The sequence below is a fragment of the Streptosporangium sp. NBC_01810 genome, from assembly GCF_035917355.1.
GTDB lineage: Bacteria > Actinomycetota > Actinomycetes > Streptosporangiales > Streptosporangiaceae > Streptosporangium.
The window spans coordinates 2742789-2758498 of sequence record NZ_CP109070.1 but is presented as its reverse complement, the minus strand read 5'-3'; the positions used below and the strand labels follow the sequence as shown (position 1 = coordinate 2758498).

General features: G+C 68.8%; 16 protein-coding genes. 5 read left to right on the top strand and 11 right to left on the bottom strand.

What is annotated here, in order from left to right:
* Nucleotides 1-42 precede the first annotated feature (42 nt).
* The 6 genes from OIE13_RS12480 to OIE13_RS12455 all read right to left on the bottom strand — a co-directional run bounded on the left by OIE13_RS12480 (nucleotide 43) and on the right by OIE13_RS12455 (nucleotide 6237).
* Nucleotides 43-1605 (bottom strand): ABC transporter ATP-binding protein, encoded by a 1563-nt coding sequence (locus OIE13_RS12480; RefSeq protein ID WP_326639984.1) that lies wholly within the window; start codon nucleotides 1603-1605, stop codon nucleotides 43-45.
* On the bottom strand, nucleotides 1602-2462 hold the full coding sequence (locus tag OIE13_RS12475; RefSeq protein WP_326830029.1) for an ABC transporter permease: 861 nt from the start codon (nucleotides 2460-2462) through the stop codon (nucleotides 1602-1604). Before OIE13_RS12475 ends, OIE13_RS12480 begins: the two co-directional genes overlap by 4 nt.
* A complete protein-coding gene (locus tag OIE13_RS12470) occupies nucleotides 2459-3412 on the bottom strand; it encodes an ABC transporter permease (protein ID WP_326639986.1) in 954 nt (317 codons plus the stop codon). Before OIE13_RS12470 ends, OIE13_RS12475 begins: the two co-directional genes overlap by 4 nt.
* Nucleotides 3409-5010: an ABC transporter substrate-binding protein gene (locus OIE13_RS12465; protein ID WP_326830028.1), complete on the bottom strand. Its 1602-nt coding sequence runs from the start codon at nucleotides 5008-5010 to the stop codon at nucleotides 3409-3411. The genes OIE13_RS12470 and OIE13_RS12465 overlap by 4 nt, the downstream gene beginning before the upstream one ends.
* Nucleotides 5011-5153: 143 nt before the next feature.
* A complete protein-coding gene (locus OIE13_RS12460; protein ID WP_326639988.1) occupies nucleotides 5154-5405 on the bottom strand; it encodes a ferredoxin in 252 nt (83 codons plus the stop codon).
* 373 nt (nucleotides 5406-5778) lie between these two features.
* Entirely contained in the window at nucleotides 5779-6237 is a 459-nt protein-coding gene (locus OIE13_RS12455) for a Fur family transcriptional regulator (RefSeq protein ID WP_326639989.1), read from the bottom strand.
* A 50-nt stretch (nucleotides 6238-6287) separates the two neighbouring features.
* Here OIE13_RS12455 and OIE13_RS12450 point away from each other — a divergent pair, with 50 nt between their 5' ends.
* The 4 genes from OIE13_RS12450 to OIE13_RS12435 all read left to right on the top strand — a co-directional run bounded on the left by OIE13_RS12450 (nucleotide 6288) and on the right by OIE13_RS12435 (nucleotide 10617).
* A complete protein-coding gene (locus OIE13_RS12450; protein ID WP_326639990.1) occupies nucleotides 6288-7220 on the top strand; it encodes a metal ABC transporter solute-binding protein, Zn/Mn family in 933 nt (310 codons plus the stop codon).
* Complete coding sequence (locus OIE13_RS12445) at nucleotides 7217-8065, top strand: metal ABC transporter ATP-binding protein (protein ID WP_326639991.1); 849 nt, start codon at nucleotides 7217-7219, stop codon at nucleotides 8063-8065. The genes OIE13_RS12450 and OIE13_RS12445 overlap by 4 nt, the downstream gene beginning before the upstream one ends.
* Complete coding sequence (locus OIE13_RS12440; protein WP_326639993.1) at nucleotides 8062-8994, top strand: metal ABC transporter permease; 933 nt, start codon at nucleotides 8062-8064, stop codon at nucleotides 8992-8994. Before OIE13_RS12445 ends, OIE13_RS12440 begins: the two co-directional genes overlap by 4 nt.
* A gap of 963 nt (nucleotides 8995-9957) precedes the next feature.
* Nucleotides 9958-10617, top strand: coding sequence for a phosphate-starvation-inducible PsiE family protein (locus OIE13_RS12435; protein WP_326639994.1), 660 nt, complete (start codon nucleotides 9958-9960; stop codon nucleotides 10615-10617).
* Nucleotides 10618-10676: 59 nt separating this feature from the next.
* Here OIE13_RS12435 and OIE13_RS12430 read toward each other — a convergent pair whose 3' ends face one another.
* From OIE13_RS12430 to OIE13_RS12410, 5 genes are all read right to left on the bottom strand, one after another.
* Nucleotides 10677-11153 (bottom strand): ester cyclase, encoded by a 477-nt coding sequence (locus OIE13_RS12430; RefSeq protein WP_326639996.1) that lies wholly within the window; start codon nucleotides 11151-11153, stop codon nucleotides 10677-10679.
* A 193-nt stretch (nucleotides 11154-11346) separates the two neighbouring features.
* A complete protein-coding gene (locus OIE13_RS12425) occupies nucleotides 11347-11796 on the bottom strand; it encodes a DUF1931 family protein (RefSeq protein ID WP_326639998.1) in 450 nt (149 codons plus the stop codon).
* Between the two features lie 31 nt (nucleotides 11797-11827).
* Nucleotides 11828-12910, bottom strand: coding sequence for an NAD(P)/FAD-dependent oxidoreductase (locus tag OIE13_RS12420; protein WP_326639999.1), 1083 nt, complete (start codon nucleotides 12908-12910; stop codon nucleotides 11828-11830).
* Nucleotides 12894-13337, bottom strand: a complete 444-nt coding sequence (trxA, locus tag OIE13_RS12415; protein ID WP_326640001.1) for a thioredoxin — start codon at nucleotides 13335-13337, stop codon at nucleotides 12894-12896. Before trxA ends, OIE13_RS12420 begins: the two co-directional genes overlap by 17 nt.
* A gap of 2 nt (nucleotides 13338-13339) precedes the next feature.
* A complete protein-coding gene (locus OIE13_RS12410; protein ID WP_442811595.1) occupies nucleotides 13340-14512 on the bottom strand; it encodes an Hsp70 family protein in 1173 nt (390 codons plus the stop codon).
* A gap of 790 nt (nucleotides 14513-15302) precedes the next feature.
* Between OIE13_RS12410 and OIE13_RS12405 the strand changes: the two genes are divergently transcribed.
* A complete protein-coding gene (locus OIE13_RS12405; RefSeq protein ID WP_326640002.1) occupies nucleotides 15303-15560 on the top strand; it encodes a helix-turn-helix domain-containing protein in 258 nt (85 codons plus the stop codon).
* The last annotated feature ends 150 nt before the right edge of the window (nucleotides 15561-15710 follow it).

Here is a 15710-nt window from a genome sequence, read left to right as displayed (position 1 = left end):
CTCACGCGCCTGCGGCGTCTCCTTCGCCCCTGCCTTCTGCGGCTACACCGGGTCTCGTGCCGGGCCCACCCGGGAGCAGCCAACCAGTTCCCGTGTCACCGCGTGCTCCGGCCGGGCGAACACCCGGCCCGGTGGGCCCGACTCGACCACCCGCCCGCCGTCCAAGACGACGACCCGGTCCGCGTACCGTGCCACCTCGGTCAGGTCATGGGTCACCAGCAATACCGTCAGCCCCAGCGTCCGGCGCAACGAGGTCAGCAGGTCCAGGACGCCGGCCCCGATCTCCGGGTCCAACGCCGAGGTGATCTCGTCACAGACCAGCACCTGCGGCGCACCGGCCAGGGCCCGCGCCAGGTTGACCCGCTGGCGCTCCCCGCCGGACAACTCGCCTGGCCGGCGTGACAGGATCGCCGGCGCCAGGCCGACCAGCCCGAGCGTCCTGCCGGCCTCGGCGGCGGCCTCCTCGGCTGACATTCCTCGCAGGCCGGTCAGCGGCCGCATCAGGGCGGTCCGCACGGACTCTCGCGGATTGAGCGCCCCACGGGAGTCCTGGGCCACCAACTGCACCGCACGGCCGCGCCCCGAAGCGACAGGCGGCCCGTCGAACCCGTCCCTCCAGCCGGCCGTGCCCCGCACCGCGCGATGCAGGCCGACCAGACAGCGGGCAAGGGTGGTCTTGCCGGAACCGGACGGCCCCACCACAGCTGTGCACGTGCCGGCGGGGACGGTCAGCGAGACCTCGTGCAGGACGACTCTGCGGCCGTGCGCGGCCGACAGGTCGCATACCCGCAGCTCGCCCCGGTTCTCGCCAACGGCCGTCCGGGGAGCCTCGGCATCCGCACGGTCGGCGGGCGCGGTGACGTGCGGCCCGACCGGCAGTACCGTCCGCGGCGGGCCGGAGGCGGTGATCCGCCCGTCGTCCAGCCGGATCACCTCGTCCGCCAGCGCCGCGACCCAATCCGGGTCATGACCGACCAGCACCGCCGTGCGGTCACCGTCTCGCACCAGTTCGGTCAGCAGTTCACGCATCTGGTGGGCCAGCACGGTGTCCAGGCTGCCCGTCGGCTCGTCCAGGACCAGCAGCCGCGGCCTGCCCGCCAGGGCGGCGGCGAGTGCCACCCGCTGCGCCTGCCCGCCGGAGACCTGATGGGGACGGCGCCGCAGAAACGCCCTGTCGGCCGGCAGCCGTACCGACGACAATAGCGACCGGACCTGCCCGGCGACGTCGGAGAGTCCGGGTGAGCGCAGCCGTACCGCCTCCGCGACCTGTGCCCCGATCCGTAGCGCGGGGTTGAGGGAGGCCGCCGGATCCTGCCCCGTGAACGACACCACCCGGCCACGCAACCGGCGGGCTCCCGACCGGTCGAACGGATCGAGACCGGCCACCCGCACCGTGCCGGAGCGCCGTTCCAGGCCGGGGCGCACGTGGCCGAGCAGGCTCAGCGCCAGGCTGCTCTTGCCCGAGCCTGACCGCCCGACCACCCCCAGCACCCGCCCGGAGGCGAGGGTCAGCGTCGCCTCCCGCAGAACGGGGAGGCCGCCGCCGACCGGGGCCAGCGTCAGCCCCGTGACGCGGAGCAGTTCCTCGCCGTCCGCGCTGGTCATCGCCGCTCCCCGGATGCCGCGTCGGCGAACCAGTCGGCCAGCAGGCCGACGCAGACCGAGAGCAGCACGATCAACAGGGTGGGCGCCAGGAAGGGCGCGACCGTCAGAGAGGCACCGGGTATGTTCTCGTTGATCATGCGTCCCCAGTTCGGGGCCGGCGCGCCGCGGCCGAGACCGAGGAAGCCGGCGGTGGCGGTGAGGTGGACGGACGCGACCAGCCGCAGGGCCGTGTCCGCCAGTGCCGGTCCGGCGATGTTGGGCAGTATGTCGTGGCCCAGCACGGCCCATCTGCTGTCGCCACGGGCATACGCCGCCTCCGCGTAGCCGGTGACGACGACCTGCCGGGTGGCCGCGCGCAGCACACGTACCGAGAACGGAGTGGTGGCCAGGGCGACGGCGGCCACGACCGCCAGGTCGCTGCCGGGGAAACCGGCCGCCAGCACGAGAATGAGCAACAGCGCGGGAAGCACCGCCAAGGCGTCCACGAGCCGCAGCACGAGATCGCCGACGCGGCGGGGCGCGAGCCCCGTCAACACACCCGCGGCCATTCCTGCGGCTCCGGCGACCAGCGTCGCGCCGAGCCCGGTGAGGACGATCACCCGCCCTCCCCACAGCACGCGGCTCAGCACGTCCCGGCCCAGGACGTCGGTACCCAGCAGATGGATGCCGTCCGGTGACCGAAAGGGCGTCCCCAGCTGCTCGGTCGGGCTGTGCGGAGCGATCAGCGGCCCGCACAGCCCGACCACGACCACGAACAGCGCCCCGGCCCCGGCGAGCAGCGGCAGCCATCGGCGGCATGGTCGCAGCAGAGAGCCGCCCGCCCGCAGTCGTCCCTCCTGCATCAGGACACCCGTCATCGCCGATCCCCGCCCACCGGATCGAGCAGCCGTCCACAGATGTCGCCCAGCAGCAGGATCAGCAGCATCACCGCGGCCAGGGCCGTGGCGATGCCCTGCACCATCGGTATGTCCCTGGCCGCGACGGCTTGTTGAAGCTCGCGACCGATACCGGGATAGTCGAAGACACTCTCCACGACCACGGCCCCGCCGACCAGCACACCGGTGATGAGCGTGAGGGCCTGCACGGCGGGACCGACGGCGTTGGGCAGCACATGACGCAGGGCCAGGCGCAGGCCACGCACCCCGTTGAGCCGGGCCGTCTCCACGTACGGGGAGGCCGCCACGTCCGCCGCCGAGACGCGAATCAGTCGGGTGGCCGTGGCCAGAGCGACCGCGGTGAGGGTGAGCACAGGCAGCACCAGGCTCTGCGGGGCGTCGAGCGGGGTGCCGCCCAACGGCACCAGGGATACCCGTGGCAGCAGGTCCAGTTGCACCGACAGCACGGCGATCAGCAGCGCCGCCGACACGAACTCCGGTATCCCCGCCGCGACCTGGGCGAGGGAGGAGAGCAGACGGTCGGCGGTACCGCCCGCCCGAAGCCCGGCCGACAGGCCGAGCAGCACCGCGAGCGGAACGGTGAGGACGAGGGTCAGGCCGGCCAGCAGCAGGCTGTTGGGGAGCCGGGCTCCCAGCACCTCCGCGACCGGCCGACGCCCGACGAATCCGGTACCCAGGTCGCCGCGGACCGCGCTGAGTGCCCACTGGGCATACCGTTCGGCCACCGGCCGGTCCAGGCCGAGGGCGGCCCGGACCCGGGCGCGTTCCGCCATGGAGGCATCGGTGCCCGCCACCGCGCTGACCGCGTCTCCCGGCAGCACGGCCGTGGCGGCGAACACCGCGCCGGACAGCAGTACGAGCAGCACGGCCGCGCCGACGACCCGGCGGCCGACGAAGACCGCCCAGCTCACGTCAGGGCTGCCCGGGAAAAACCGGGGAACTGCTCGAACAGGTCGTCCTGGATGCCGGTGACCCCCTTCGCCTGGGCGTTGACGTAGGGCTTGAACACCGGCAGCACCGTGTTCCCGTCCTCCCACTGCTCCTTTTGTGCCTCGGTTCCGATCCTCTTCGCCTCCGCGGGCTCGCTCTGCGCGCGGGATTTGGAGACGAGCGCGTCGACATCGGGGCGCTTCCAGCCGAACGCCGACGGCGCGCCACCGGCCGTGCCGATCTGGTAGGTCGACAGAGCCGGGACCGGCACCTGATAGGAGGCGGCCAGCGGTAGCCGGGTGTAGGCGGCGAAGTCGGCGAAGAGCTGGCCGGCGGGCAGCTCCTTGAGCGAGGCCCTCACCCCGATCTTCTTCAGGTCCTCGACATACAGGGTCGCCACCTCGACCATGCCCGGCGTCTCCGGCCCCGTGGTCAGCACGATCTCCATCCCCTCGGCGCCGGCGGCCTTGAGCAAGGAGCGGGCCTTGTCAGGGTCGTGCGCCCGCTGCGCGAGCCCCTCCACGTAGTCGGGGAAGCCCATTGAGGGCAGGTCGTTGCCCACGGTGGCGTTGCCGTAGAACACCGTCCTCACCATGGCCTCGCGGTCCGCGGCGAGTTTGAACGCCTCGCGCACCCGCTCGTCGTCGAACGGCTTGACGTTCATGTTCATCCGGAAGGACAGGCCGACCAGGTAAGGGCTCCTGGAGGATACGAGGTCGAACTTCTCGTTGGCGGACAGCGTACGAGCGGTGACGGGGGAGAGGTCGTGCACGAAGTCGACCTCGCCGCTCGTCAGCGCACCGGCCCGGGCGTCGGAGTCGGCGATCGAACGCAGTTCCAGACCGGCAAGGCGGGGTCCCTGCCCCAGGGCGGCCCCGTAGTAGTCGTCGTTGCGGGTGAAGGCGGCTCCCTGCCCGGCGGTGAACTCGGTGAGCGTGAACGGACCGCAACTCGGCATGCCGGTGGAGAACTGCTTCGTTCCGTCCTTGACGACGAGGAAATTGCCCTGGCACAGGATCAGACGACCGTCGGCGATCGGACGAACGGTCGGCAGGATCACTTTGAGGGCGCCGTCCGCCTTCGCGCGAGCGAGGTCGAAGTTGAGCGAGGCCATCCGAAACACCGGCAGCGTGCTGCCCGCCGCAAGGGTCGCCAGGGAGTGCAGGACGTCGGCCGAGGTCAGCGCGGAGCCGTCGGTGAAACGGATATCGGGTCGAAGGTGCAGGGTGTACGTGGACAGATCCTCGGACACATCGATGCCCTTGAGAATCCCGTAGCGAACGCCGTCCTCGGCGGTGGGATCGAGATTGCCGAGGGTGGCGTGCCAGGCGCGGGCTCGTACCAGGTCCAGCGGGGTGGGGCCGTTGAAAAAGTCGAGGGTCTCGGACGCGCCGCCACCGACGAAGGCCGCCCGGAGGGTGCCCCCGGCCCGGGGGGTTCCGGAAGCCGCAGCGGCCTTCGGTGACGCGGTGGAGCCATCGGCGGAGCAGGCGGTGATCAAACCAGGCCCGGCGGCCAGAGCCACGGCGGTCAGGGCTCCCTGGCGGAGGAAACGACGGCGGTCGAATGGGCGGGACATGGTTCTCCTTGATATGGGGGCACTGCGGTGGTGGGTGTTCGGGGAGCCGGGCTGCTCATGAGGCAGACGCGTGCCGCCTCAGCGGCTCTGGACGGGGGCGGGGGCGGAAAGCGGTTCGGTGGGCGACCGCCGAGCGTGTCTTCTCAGCGGGCCGTGCTGTCGCCGACGGTGACGGCACCGGACGGGCACCGACGTGCGGCCTCTCGCACGGCGGCGTGCAGAGAAGGGGGCGGAGTCTCGTCGAGAAGGACCACCAGCCCGTCGGTGCCCTGATCGAAGACCTCGGGGGCGGCGAGCACGCATTGTCCGGCGCCGACACAGACGCCCGCCTCCACGGTCACCTCGATACCTGACCACTCGGAATCGGTCTCGAGCGGTCCCGGGTCGATTGCCAAGATCCCTTCCCTTCCCTGAGCTGGACTGTCATGCCGTTGCCCTTGACCGCGACGAGTAGGAAAAGCAGTGGTTGCACGCGTCGGCCGAACCGGGTGCGGAGCCGGCGTTCGATACAGGCTAGTGGAAATGATAACCATATTTATACTCTTGGAGGCTCGCCTGTTGTCCGCCGACTCATGGGCTGGATCAATGGGATCGGCGAGTCCCACGTCCGCTCTGTTGCTGCGTCATCTCGGCCGGCGGCCTCAGCCTGACCACCGCACACCGGTGTGTTTGTTGAGGGTGCGCTCGGTCTGCGCGACCAGTTTGGGGGGCGGCGCGGAGGCGGTGGCCGGATCGGGTTGACAGTCGGCAGTTCCCGGGGCCGGGGCCTTAACCCGGGTTCGCCGGTTGGAGGAAGGCCGCGCAGTCACCGCAGATGCCGTATACCTCTTCGACGCGGAAGCCGTCTGGTCGTTTCTTGGTCGCCTCTTCTGTCACCAGGCCGCAGGTGCGGCAGATCAGGTGGTGGTGCCGGGTGGGGCCGCAGATGCGGTAGGTGGTCTCGCTTGTTTGGGTGAAGGCGTGGGCGAGTCCTGCGTCCACGAGTGAGGACAGCGCTCGGTACACGGTTGTCAGGCCGACGGTGTTGCCTCGTCCCAGGAGTTCGCCGTGCAGTTTCGCGGCGGTGATGGGCTGGGCTTCGGTGAGTAGTACCTCCAGTACCAGTACGCGTTTTCTGGTTGCCCGGATGCCGGCTTCGTTGAGTCGGGTGTGCCACCACGGCACCTGTTGCATGTCGATCGCCACTCCAGCTTGACAATGGTTTTCACTTTCTACAGGGTTGTCCACGAAAGCACCAGGTTGAAATGAAAACCGTTATTGATCTAGGAAGGTCCCGCATGCACCTCATGCGCTCCGCCGCTCTCTGTGCCCTGGCGCTGCTGATGGCCGGATGCGGCGCGTCCTCCTCCCCCTCGCCGCAGCCGGTGTCCCCCGCGGCCGGGACCTCGTCGCCCTCAACGCCTGTCACCGCGGTGGCCTCGACCAACGTCTACGGCGACATCGTCAAGCAGGTGGGAGGCGACAAGGTCGCGGTGACCTCGATCATCTCCGATCCCGCGCAGGATCCGCACTCCTATGAGGCCAACACCCAAAACCAGCTCGCGCTGTCCAAGGCGAAGGTGGTCGTCGAGAACGGCGGCGGCTATGACGACTTCATCGACACCATGCTCGCCTCCAGCGGCAACCCCTCCGCGCAGGTCATCAACGCCGTCACCGTCTCCGGCAAGACCGCACCCGCCGGCGGCGAACTCAACGAGCACATCTGGTACGACTTCCCTTCGGTCGCCAAGATCGCCGACCAGGTCTCCGCGGCTCTGACCAAGGCCGATCCCGCCTCGGCGGCCACCTTCACCGCCAACGCCGATGCCTTCAAGCAGAAGCTCCAGCCGCTCGTCGAACACGAGGCGAAGATCGCCGCTGAGGCGGACGGCGCCACTGTGGCCATCACCGAGCCCGTCCCGCTGTACATCCTGGAGGCCACGGGGTTGAAGAACCTCACTCCGGAGGAGTTCAGCGAGGCCATCGAGGAAGGCGACGATGTCTCCCCTCAGGTCCTGCGGGAGACGCTCGCCCTGTTCAGCGGCAAGAAGGTCAAAGCCCTGGTCTACAACGAGCAGACGAGCGGGCCGCAGACCGAGCAGCTCAAGAAGGCGGCCGACGATAACGGCATCCCGGTGGTGGCGGTCACCGAGACCCTGCCTGAGGGCAAGGACTACATCGGCTGGATGAGCGCCAACCTCGACGCGCTCCAGGCCGCTCTGGCCAAATGACCAAGCCTGTTGAGGTCACGGCTTCGCACGGCGAGAAGGCGATGGCCGATGGCGACGTCATGCTCAGCCTCGTCGGCGCGGAGCTCGCCTATGGTGATCGGGTCCTGTGGCAGGGCCTGGACCTGGATCTGCGGCGGGGTGAGTTCGTCGCGGTTTTGGGACCGAACGGATCAGGCAAGACCAGTTTCCTGCGCGTTCTTCTCGGTCAGCAGTCGCTGTCGGCGGGCACGCTGCTGGTGGGCGGACGGCCGGCCCGCCGGGGGAGTGACCTGATCGGTTATATTCCGCAGCAGCGGGCTGTCGCCGCGCAGACCCCGCTGCGGGGCCGCGACCTGGTCCGGCTCGGCGTGGACGGGCACCGCTGGGGTTTTTCCGTCGGCGGTCGACGCAGCCGTCGGCGGGTGGAGGAACTTCTGGAGGCCGTGGGCGCCACGGCCTTCGCCGACATTCCCCTGTCGGTGTTGTCGGGTGGTGAGCAGCAACGGCTGCGGGTCGCTCAAGCTCTCGCCACCGATCCGGCCATCTTGCTCTGCGACGAGCCGTTGTTGTCGTTGGACCTGCACCACCAGCAGGTGGTGGCCGACCTCGTGAACGCGCGGCGACGTTCCTGCGCCACCTCGGTGGTGTTCGTCACGCACGAGATCAACCCGGTTCTGGAGATGGTCGACCGGGTGCTCTACCTCGCCGGAGGGCGGTTTCTGATCGGCACCCCTGAGGAGGTCATGACCTCGCAGACCTTGTCCGACCTGTACGAAAGCCCGGTGGAGGTGCTTCAGGTCCGCGGCAGGTTCGTGGTCGTCGGCGCCCCCGGTTCCCACGACCACGGCGGAGAGCCTGCAGCATGACCGGTGACATCTGGCACCAGATCTTCAACTACGACAACTACGGCGAGCTGTTGTTCCTGGTCCGCAACTCCCTCATCGCGGGAGCGATGCTGGGCCTGGTCGGCGGCGTCATCGGCACCTTCGTCATGATGCGCGACCTCCCCTTCGCCGTACACGGGGTCGCGGAACTCTCCTTCGCCGGCGCCTCCGCGGCGCTGCTGGCCGGGGTGAACGTCGCCGCGGGGTCGCTGGCCGGCTCGATTGTCGCGGCGCTGATCATTGGCGCTTTGGGGGTGCGCGCCCGGGACCGCAACTCGATCATCGGGGTGCTGATGCCGTTCGGTCTCGGCCTGGGTGTGCTGTTTTTGGCCCTGTACAAGGGACGGGCCGCGAACAAGTTCGGGTTGCTGACCGGTCAGATCGTCGCGGTCGACACGGTGCAGACGACCTGGTTGATCAGCACCTGCCTGGTGGTCCTGATCGGCCTTTGCGTGCTGTGGCGGCCCCTCACGTTCGCCAGCCTCGACCCCGACGTCGCCGCAGCCAGGGGTGTCCCCGTCCGGACCTTGTCCTCGCTCTTCATGATCCTTCTCGGCCTGTCGGTGGCCGTCTCCATCCAGGTCGTAGGCGCGCTACTGGTCCTCGCCCTGCTCGTCACCCCCGCCGCCGCGGCCATGCGGGTCAGCGCCTCACCCGGCCTCGTCACGCTGCTCAGCGTCGTGTTCGCCCTCACCTCGATGCTGGGCGGCATCCTGCTGGCACTGGGCAGCAGCATCCCGATCAGCCCGTACGTCACCACCATCTCCTTCACCATCTACATAGCCTGCCGGGGGATCAGCGCACTGCGCACCCGCGCGGGAGACAAGCCTTCGGGGCCATTTTCGGCTGGAGAGGAGGCGGGGCTCCCGAGCGCTCCCGATATGCGCCGTCCATCGATGCACCTGAGGTAGGCCGCCGCGTCCAGCTTGTGCCGTGGTCGCGGAACCGGTGTCCTCAGCCGCTCCCCGTCGGCCTGTCCTGATCGCCTACATCGCCTACGCTGCCTCGGCGAGAGCGGTGAAGTCGATCTCGATCAGAACGCAGTCGCAGCACACTCGATACCCGTACCTCCGAGCCGGGGCGGGCACGGCGTTGGGAGAGACGTTTTCCGGCGTCGACGGCCGCTACATGGGTGAGGGCGTCGTCGATGTAGGTGGTATTCCACACTACCAGGCAGTTCAAGACTTGAGCAGCAACCAATCGGCCAGTGGCGTTAGTCGAAGCCCAGGCGGGCCGGCGGCCTGGCCGATGGACAGGACGGCCTGGACGATTCCGGAGATGGTGAGCGGGCCGCGCTGCCCGGTCCACAACGGGCCAGGGGGCGGCCGCCACACATCGTGCGGCCGACGCCTGCCGTCGCGCATTGGAAGCACTGCGCAGCTGACTCTCTGTTCCTACGCGATGTGCGATCGTGCACGCAGCACGACCGCCTGAAGTACCGTGGTTTAGCCGGTGAGGTGGACGGCCAACGCCGTGACCGCCGCGGCCGTTGCGATGGCAGTCACAGGAGGCGAGAGCCGGAACACACGGGGCCGCTGGTGGAAGGCGACTCGAAAGCTGACCCGTACAGCTTTGGGCGAGGATTCCCGCGACGACAGCGACCAACAGCGGCTCCGCCGCGTCGGGTGAGGGTAGCACTGGTGACTGCGACCCCGACGACGGGACCGATACACATCACCGCCAGCCACGACACCAGGCGGCGCCGGACCGGCTGGCTGGGAACCCTCAGCGGCACGATGGTCGACGCGTCGGATATGCGTCGACCATTAACAAGCTGTCACGTCTTGGTCGAAGCACGGCAAAAGGGTGCGGTACGGATACGGCCCCGATGGTGGACGGGTATCTAACCTCCTGTCGGGGCATACCTGCGTGCCGTGGAGCGGCAATTGGCGGGTCGCGGCATCGGAGGCGCGGCCATCCTCCACGGCATTCCGGCCGCGCGAGCGTCCAAGGAGAGCGGCGAGGCCATGGAGGGCGGGCAGCTGCCCAGGGGCAGGCGGGGTTCCCGGGTGACCGAGATCATGCGGAACGGGTCGGAGCAGAAGATGCTGCGCTTCCTCGTCTGGACCGAGCGTGTGGTGCTCTATCTGGTCTCGCTCATGCTGCTCGTCGTCGCCGCGGCCGTCATCGTCTTCATGTGGATCACAGTGGCGCAGAGCTCCGGATCGTGGACGACCAAGACGATCACCGTCATCGAAGAACTGCTTCTCGTCCTCATCATTCTGGAGATCTTCGTCACCGTTCTGGCGCATCTCGAAGGCGGGCGGCTCCAGCTGGAACCTTTCATCATCGTGGGCGTCATCGCGGTGGTCCGGCACATCCTGTCGGTGGTCGTCCGGCTCGCCGTGTCCATGACCGCGGCCGAGAGCCGCGCGCAGTGGATCGAGTTGGCCGTCTACGCAGGCGTGGCGTTCCTGCTGGTCGCCGCGCTGGCCGTCGCGCGATGGTCCCAGCGGGTGGCTGATCAGGGACCGTCCGTCGGGGGTGGTACCGACAGGCGGCCCGGAACCGGCGGCGGACCGTCAGCGGAGTGACCGGCGGATGCCCGCGGAGCCGCCCGACAGCCACGCCAAATGGCGGCGACATCGAATCCTCAGTCGCCGGGCGACGGCCGTCCCTCGCCTGCGGATGATGAGCGATCGTCGAAGACGAGTTCGCCACCAAGCTGACTGTACAGCTCCAGCTGGTCGTAGTAGATCCGATGAGCGATGATCTTGTCGTTGCCGACGGAGCAGGTGCTGGTGCCGCGAACGGCGACGGAACGGCCGGTTCCGTCCAGCACACCCCCGCCGGGCAGCATGAAAGGCCCGTTATGCGTGCCGGTGAGCATCCATTCGGTCACCGCGGGATCGGCGCAGAACACCGTGTGCCAGACCGTCATGCGCAGGTCCGGAAACCCTTTGAAGACCTCCTCGTAGAACGAGGCGATCTGAGCGTGTCCTTCCGCGACGCCCTCCGGGGTCACCAGGACCCCGTCCTGGCTGTGGCACTGAAGAACACGATCCAGATCTTGGGCGTTGAAGGCCTCGAGCAGCTTGTCCTTGAGCGCGCGAGCGTCGCCCATGGTCATCACCCCTTCGATGCGAAGGATCGCCTTACCCGTCGACGACGGGGCGAGAGGTTCTACGCCGTACAACAGGTCAACGGTTCGTTCCTTCTTCCTTGCTCGCCGCGGCCGCGCCCCTGGGAGGGCTCGGCGCCGGATTCACCGGGCGTCCGGGGCGGGCCGTTCCGAGCTGATCGCCGAGGCCGTCCCGGTCGCCTCAGAGCAGCAGGTCGAAGACACGTATCGTGCGTTCCCACTGCTCGGTCGCGGGGTTTTTCACCTCCGGATCCACGATCTTGAAAGTCTGAGCCAGTGCCGCTGACAGGCCGCCGACGATCTCGGGCAGGCGGCCGGCGGTCTCCTCGCCGACCGACAGGTCGAGCGGAGGCAGCGTGGCGAGCTGCTCCAGGATGGGTTTCAGCTCGATGTCCTCGTCGAGGAGGCGGAACCGGTGGATGCTCTCCTGGAGGCCCTTGGTGACGGGTAGATCCCAGGGTTCGATGATGTCGCGACGGTTCGCCTTGGCGTGGGCCTGGCCGATCACCAGAAGGTCGTAGAGCTTGTCGTTCACGAAGTCGCTGTAGCGCCGGAGGTCGTCCTTGTCGACGTCGACACCTGCGGCGCTGCGGAAGAAGCGTTCGAATCTCGGCACCGCCATGACAGCCATGGAGGTCTCCTTCCTTCCCTCCGGCCCGGAGTCACTGTCCGGCCTGGAGGTAGTCGTGGATCAGTCGTACGGCCATGGCGCCTTCACCGACCGCTGCGGCCACCCGCTTGATCGACCCGCTCCGCACGTCCCCGGCCGCGAACACGCCCGCCCTGCTCGTCTCCAGCGGAAACGGCCGGTCGGCGGAGTCGGGTGTGCCTTCCTTGCCGGACCGGGTGGCGTCCGCGCCCGTCAGGATGTAGCCCCGCGGGTCGAGCGCGATCTCGTTGGCCAGCCAGGCGGTGTACGGCGCCGCGCCGATGAAGATGAACATCGCGCGGGCCTCGATCGTGGAACGCTCGCCGGTGACGTTGTTCTCGGCGATGACCGCGGCGAGCCTCTCTTCTCCCATCAGCTCCCGGGCCTCGGTGTTCAGCATGATCTGGATCTGGGAGTGCCGTTCGATCTCGACGGCCAGGTAGCGGGACATGTTCCTGGACAGCGCGTCCTCGCGCACGAGCAGCCGGACGCGGGCGGCGTGCCGGGCCAGGAAGAAGGCGGCCTGGCCGGCCGAGTTGCCTCCGCCCACGACGACGATCGGGTCCCGCTTGCACATCTGGGCTTCGAACATGGTCGCCGCGTAGTAGACGCTCGTGGGCTCGAACCTTTCCAGATTCTGGACATCGAGCCTCCGGTAGCGGACGCCGGTCGCGACGATCAGGGTGCGCGCGTGGATCGTGCCGCCCTCCCCTACGGTGACGATGTGATCGCCCGCGTCCAGGCGCAGTCCGCATGCCTGTGCGGGGACGCAGAAACGCGCGCCGAACTTGCCGGCCTGGATCGCCGCCCGCTCCGCCAGTTCGCCGCCGGAGATCCCGGACGGGAAGCCGAGGTAGTTCTCGATCCGCGAGGAGGTGCCCGCCTGGCCGCCCGTCGCGACATTGTCCAGGACCATCTTGCCGGCCAGGACCGCGAAGAACTCGGTGCACGGAAGACCCTCCGCGTACAGGACCTCGTCTCGGCGGACGCGGCGCCGCTCGCCGTGCGGGGCCAGCGCCTGGAGCTGCGCGTCGCTCAGCCGCGGGTAGGCCCCCTGCGGGTCCGGCGTCTCGGAAAGCTCAGGCGGCCAGCGCATCGTCCACCCATTCGCGGAGGGCGGGAGCCGGCGCCGCGCCCGACCGCCGGGTGACGACCCGGCCCTGATCGATCACGACAAGCGTCGGGATGGCCTGTACGGTGAAGCGTTCCGAGAGCCGGGGCGCTTCGTCCACGTTCACCTTCACCAGCTTCAGGCGACCGGCCAGATCGGCCGCGACCTGCTCCAGCGCCGGGCTGACCATGCGGCACGGCCCGCACCAGGGTGCCCAGAAGTCGACGACCACCGGGATCCGGGCCGCCTCGACAACCTCGCTGAAGTCATCGTCCCCCGCCTCGGTGACCCAGGGAAGCGGCTGGTGGCAGTCGCCGCACTGCGGGATCCCCGAGGCGGCACTGGGCAGCCGGTTCTTCCGTCCGCATTTCGAGCATGGGATGACGCTCGCGTCCTTGGCCTGTGACCGCATGGTCAGACCTCCGGATTCTCGTACGTCACCGAGAGTGTGCCGCCGGTCATTCCGACACGGATGACCGCGCCGTCGAGGACGTCGTCGGCGACCAGGGCGCGGGCACGCGGGTCTCGACCTCGCGGGCGATGAAGCGACGCAGCGGCCGTGCGCCGTAGACGGGGTCGAAGCCCGCCGACCAGGATCACCTCGTCGAGATCAGCCGAGGTCAGCTTGGCGTCGGCCATGGCCTGCTCGACCGGACCCTTGACCCGCTCGATCAGGTCGGCGGTGATCTGCTCGAACGTGGACCGCATCAGCGTGGTGTTCAAGTGCTTGGGCCCGTTCGCGTCCGCCGTGATGAACGGGAGGCTGATCTGGGTCTGGCTGACCGCCGACAGCTCCACCTTGGCCTTCTCGGCCGCCTCGAAGAGCCACTGCAGGGCCTGGGGGGCGGCGCGCAGGTCGATGCCGTCCTGACGCTGGAACTCGTCGGCCAGGTGGTCGACGATCCGGCGGTCGAAGTCGTCGCCGCCCAGGTGGGTGTCCCCCGCCGTGGCGCGGACCTCGACCACGCCCTCGCCGATGTCGAGGACGCTGACGTCGAAGGTCCCGCCGCCCAGGTCGAAGACGAGGACGGCCTCCCTGCCCTTCTTGTCCAGGCCGTAGGCCAGGGAGGCCGCGGTCGGCTCGTTGATGATACGCAGGACCTCCAAGCCGGTGATCTTCCCGGCGTCCTTGGTGGCCTGCCGCTGGGCGTCGTTGAAGTAGGCGGGCACGGTGATGACGGCCTCGGTGACCTTCTCACCCAGGAACTTCGCCGCGTCGGCCACGAGCTTCCTCAGCACGAACGCCGAGATCTCCTCCGGCGCGTACTGCCTGTCCTTGACCTTGAACCGCACGGCCCCGTCGGGACCAGTCGCGACGTCGAACGAGACCGCCTTGATCTCGTCGTGAACCTCCTCGAACCGCCGGCCCATGAACCGCTTGGCCGAATAGATCGTCCCCTTCGGGTTCAGGATCGCCTGGCGGCGGGCCATCTGGCCGACCAGGACCTCACCCTGGTCGGTGAAAGCCATCACCGACGGTGTGGTCCGCGACCCTTCGGCATTCGGGATGACCATCGGATGGCCGTCCTCAGTCGTCGCGATCACCGAGTTCGTCGTGCCCAGATCGATGCCTACTGCATTCGCCATCGCCCTATCCCCTCACGATCCCGCGTGTTCTTCTCGGCCCATCCCTGCCCGGTTCCGCTGATCTCGGCCGCAATGTGCCGTCGGACGCTCCGAACCAGGGGGTCCATATACGCGACTCCGCGACCGGCTGCGTCGGTCTGTTGAAGGTCTTTGTGGCCACCCGGGCGGTGTTGAACACGTGCCGGGCCTCATCGGGGAACTCCGGGTCCACCAAGATCTCGTAGGTGCGTAGGTCGCCAGCACCGTCTTGTGGCTCTCGTGGATGTCTCGGGTTCTCATGGATCAACCCCCTGCTGGTTGGTTGTTCCGGCTACCGAGAAGCCTCGGTCACGCGCCATCAGCCACAGCCCAAAGATCAGCCCTCCGCTCTCCGACCTCTACAGGTCCAGTCAAAGGGCCCGGATGGCCCCCCGAAACCCCCAAATATCCATTTTTGGATCAAACAACAGAGGTGGCAGGCGAGGGCCGGCTCGGCCCTTGTCCACGCGCGGGCGGCGGGTCAGGCCCGCGAGCCCGTGGTTCCGGTAGGCGGTCAGCCGCCGGTGCAAGGTCCGCGACGAGGCGTCGGTGTCGGCGGCGAGCCGGCGGATCGAGACCCCGTCTTCCAGATGGGGGTGGAGAAGCCGCCAGCGGCGCACGGCCTGCTGCCGCTGTTCCTGGTCAGCTCGGCGAGCGCGGCAACCGGATCATCCGGCCGTTGGGCCTCGGATGAGCTCATTCCATCAGAATCACCCCGGTCGGCGATCGTTCGCAGGCTGTTCCACTGCCGATCAACACCACCGACGAGGGCATGGGCCGCATCGCCTTCCTGCTGCTGGCCCTGTTCGCCGAGATGGAACGCACCTTCACCGCCGAGCGCGCCGCCCACGCCCGCGCCGTCGCCGAGAGCACCGGCCGCCCCGTCGCCCACCCGGCCGACAAAATCGAGTACGCCCGGCTACTGAAGGCCCAAGGCCACACCCTCGGCCAGGTCGCGGCCAAGACCGGCATCCCCAAAACCTCCCTGCACCGCTACCTCACCCCGCAACCAGGAGGCCAGGCGACGTAACGTCAAGGGCCGCTCCAGTATGACCAAGGCCCAACTGGAGAAGGCACTACGCTGAGCGCTCGGCTCCGCCGTGGGAGCCGCAGGCCGCCCCGCGCTTGAAGTACGGCGGTCATGCACGGCCCAGCAACGGGATGACCGCCCGTTCGGCTT

Bases quoted from the DNA above. Each gene is read 5' to 3' on its own strand.
- OIE13_RS12480 (WP_326639984.1), bottom strand. From the start codon at position 1,605: ATGACCAGCGCGGACGGCGAGGAACTGCTCCGCGTCACGGGGCTGACG.
- OIE13_RS12475 (WP_326830029.1), bottom strand. From the start codon at position 2,462: ATGACGGGTGTCCTGATGCAGGAGGGACGACTGCGGGCGGGCGGCTCT.
- OIE13_RS12465 (WP_326830028.1), bottom strand. From the start codon at position 5,010: ATGTCCCGCCCATTCGACCGCCGTCGTTTCCTCCGCCAGGGAGCCCTG.
- OIE13_RS12450 (WP_326639990.1), top strand. From the start codon at position 6,288: ATGCACCTCATGCGCTCCGCCGCTCTCTGTGCCCTGGCGCTGCTGATG.
- OIE13_RS12445 (WP_326639991.1), top strand. From the start codon at position 7,217: ATGACCAAGCCTGTTGAGGTCACGGCTTCGCACGGCGAGAAGGCGATG.
- OIE13_RS12440 (WP_326639993.1), top strand. From the start codon at position 8,062: ATGACCGGTGACATCTGGCACCAGATCTTCAACTACGACAACTACGGC.
- OIE13_RS12430 (WP_326639996.1), bottom strand. From the start codon at position 11,153: ATGACCATGGGCGACGCTCGCGCGCTCAAGGACAAGCTGCTCGAGGCC.
- OIE13_RS12425 (WP_326639998.1), bottom strand. From the start codon at position 11,796: ATGGCTGTCATGGCGGTGCCGAGATTCGAACGCTTCTTCCGCAGCGCC.
- OIE13_RS12420 (WP_326639999.1), bottom strand. From the start codon at position 12,910: ATGCGCTGGCCGCCTGAGCTTTCCGAGACGCCGGACCCGCAGGGGGCC.
- trxA (WP_326640001.1), bottom strand. From the start codon at position 13,337: ATGCGGTCACAGGCCAAGGACGCGAGCGTCATCCCATGCTCGAAATGC.
- OIE13_RS12410 (WP_442811595.1), bottom strand. From the start codon at position 14,512: ATGGCGAATGCAGTAGGCATCGATCTGGGCACGACGAACTCGGTGATC.
- OIE13_RS12405 (WP_326640002.1), top strand. From the start codon at position 15,303: ATGGGCCGCATCGCCTTCCTGCTGCTGGCCCTGTTCGCCGAGATGGAA.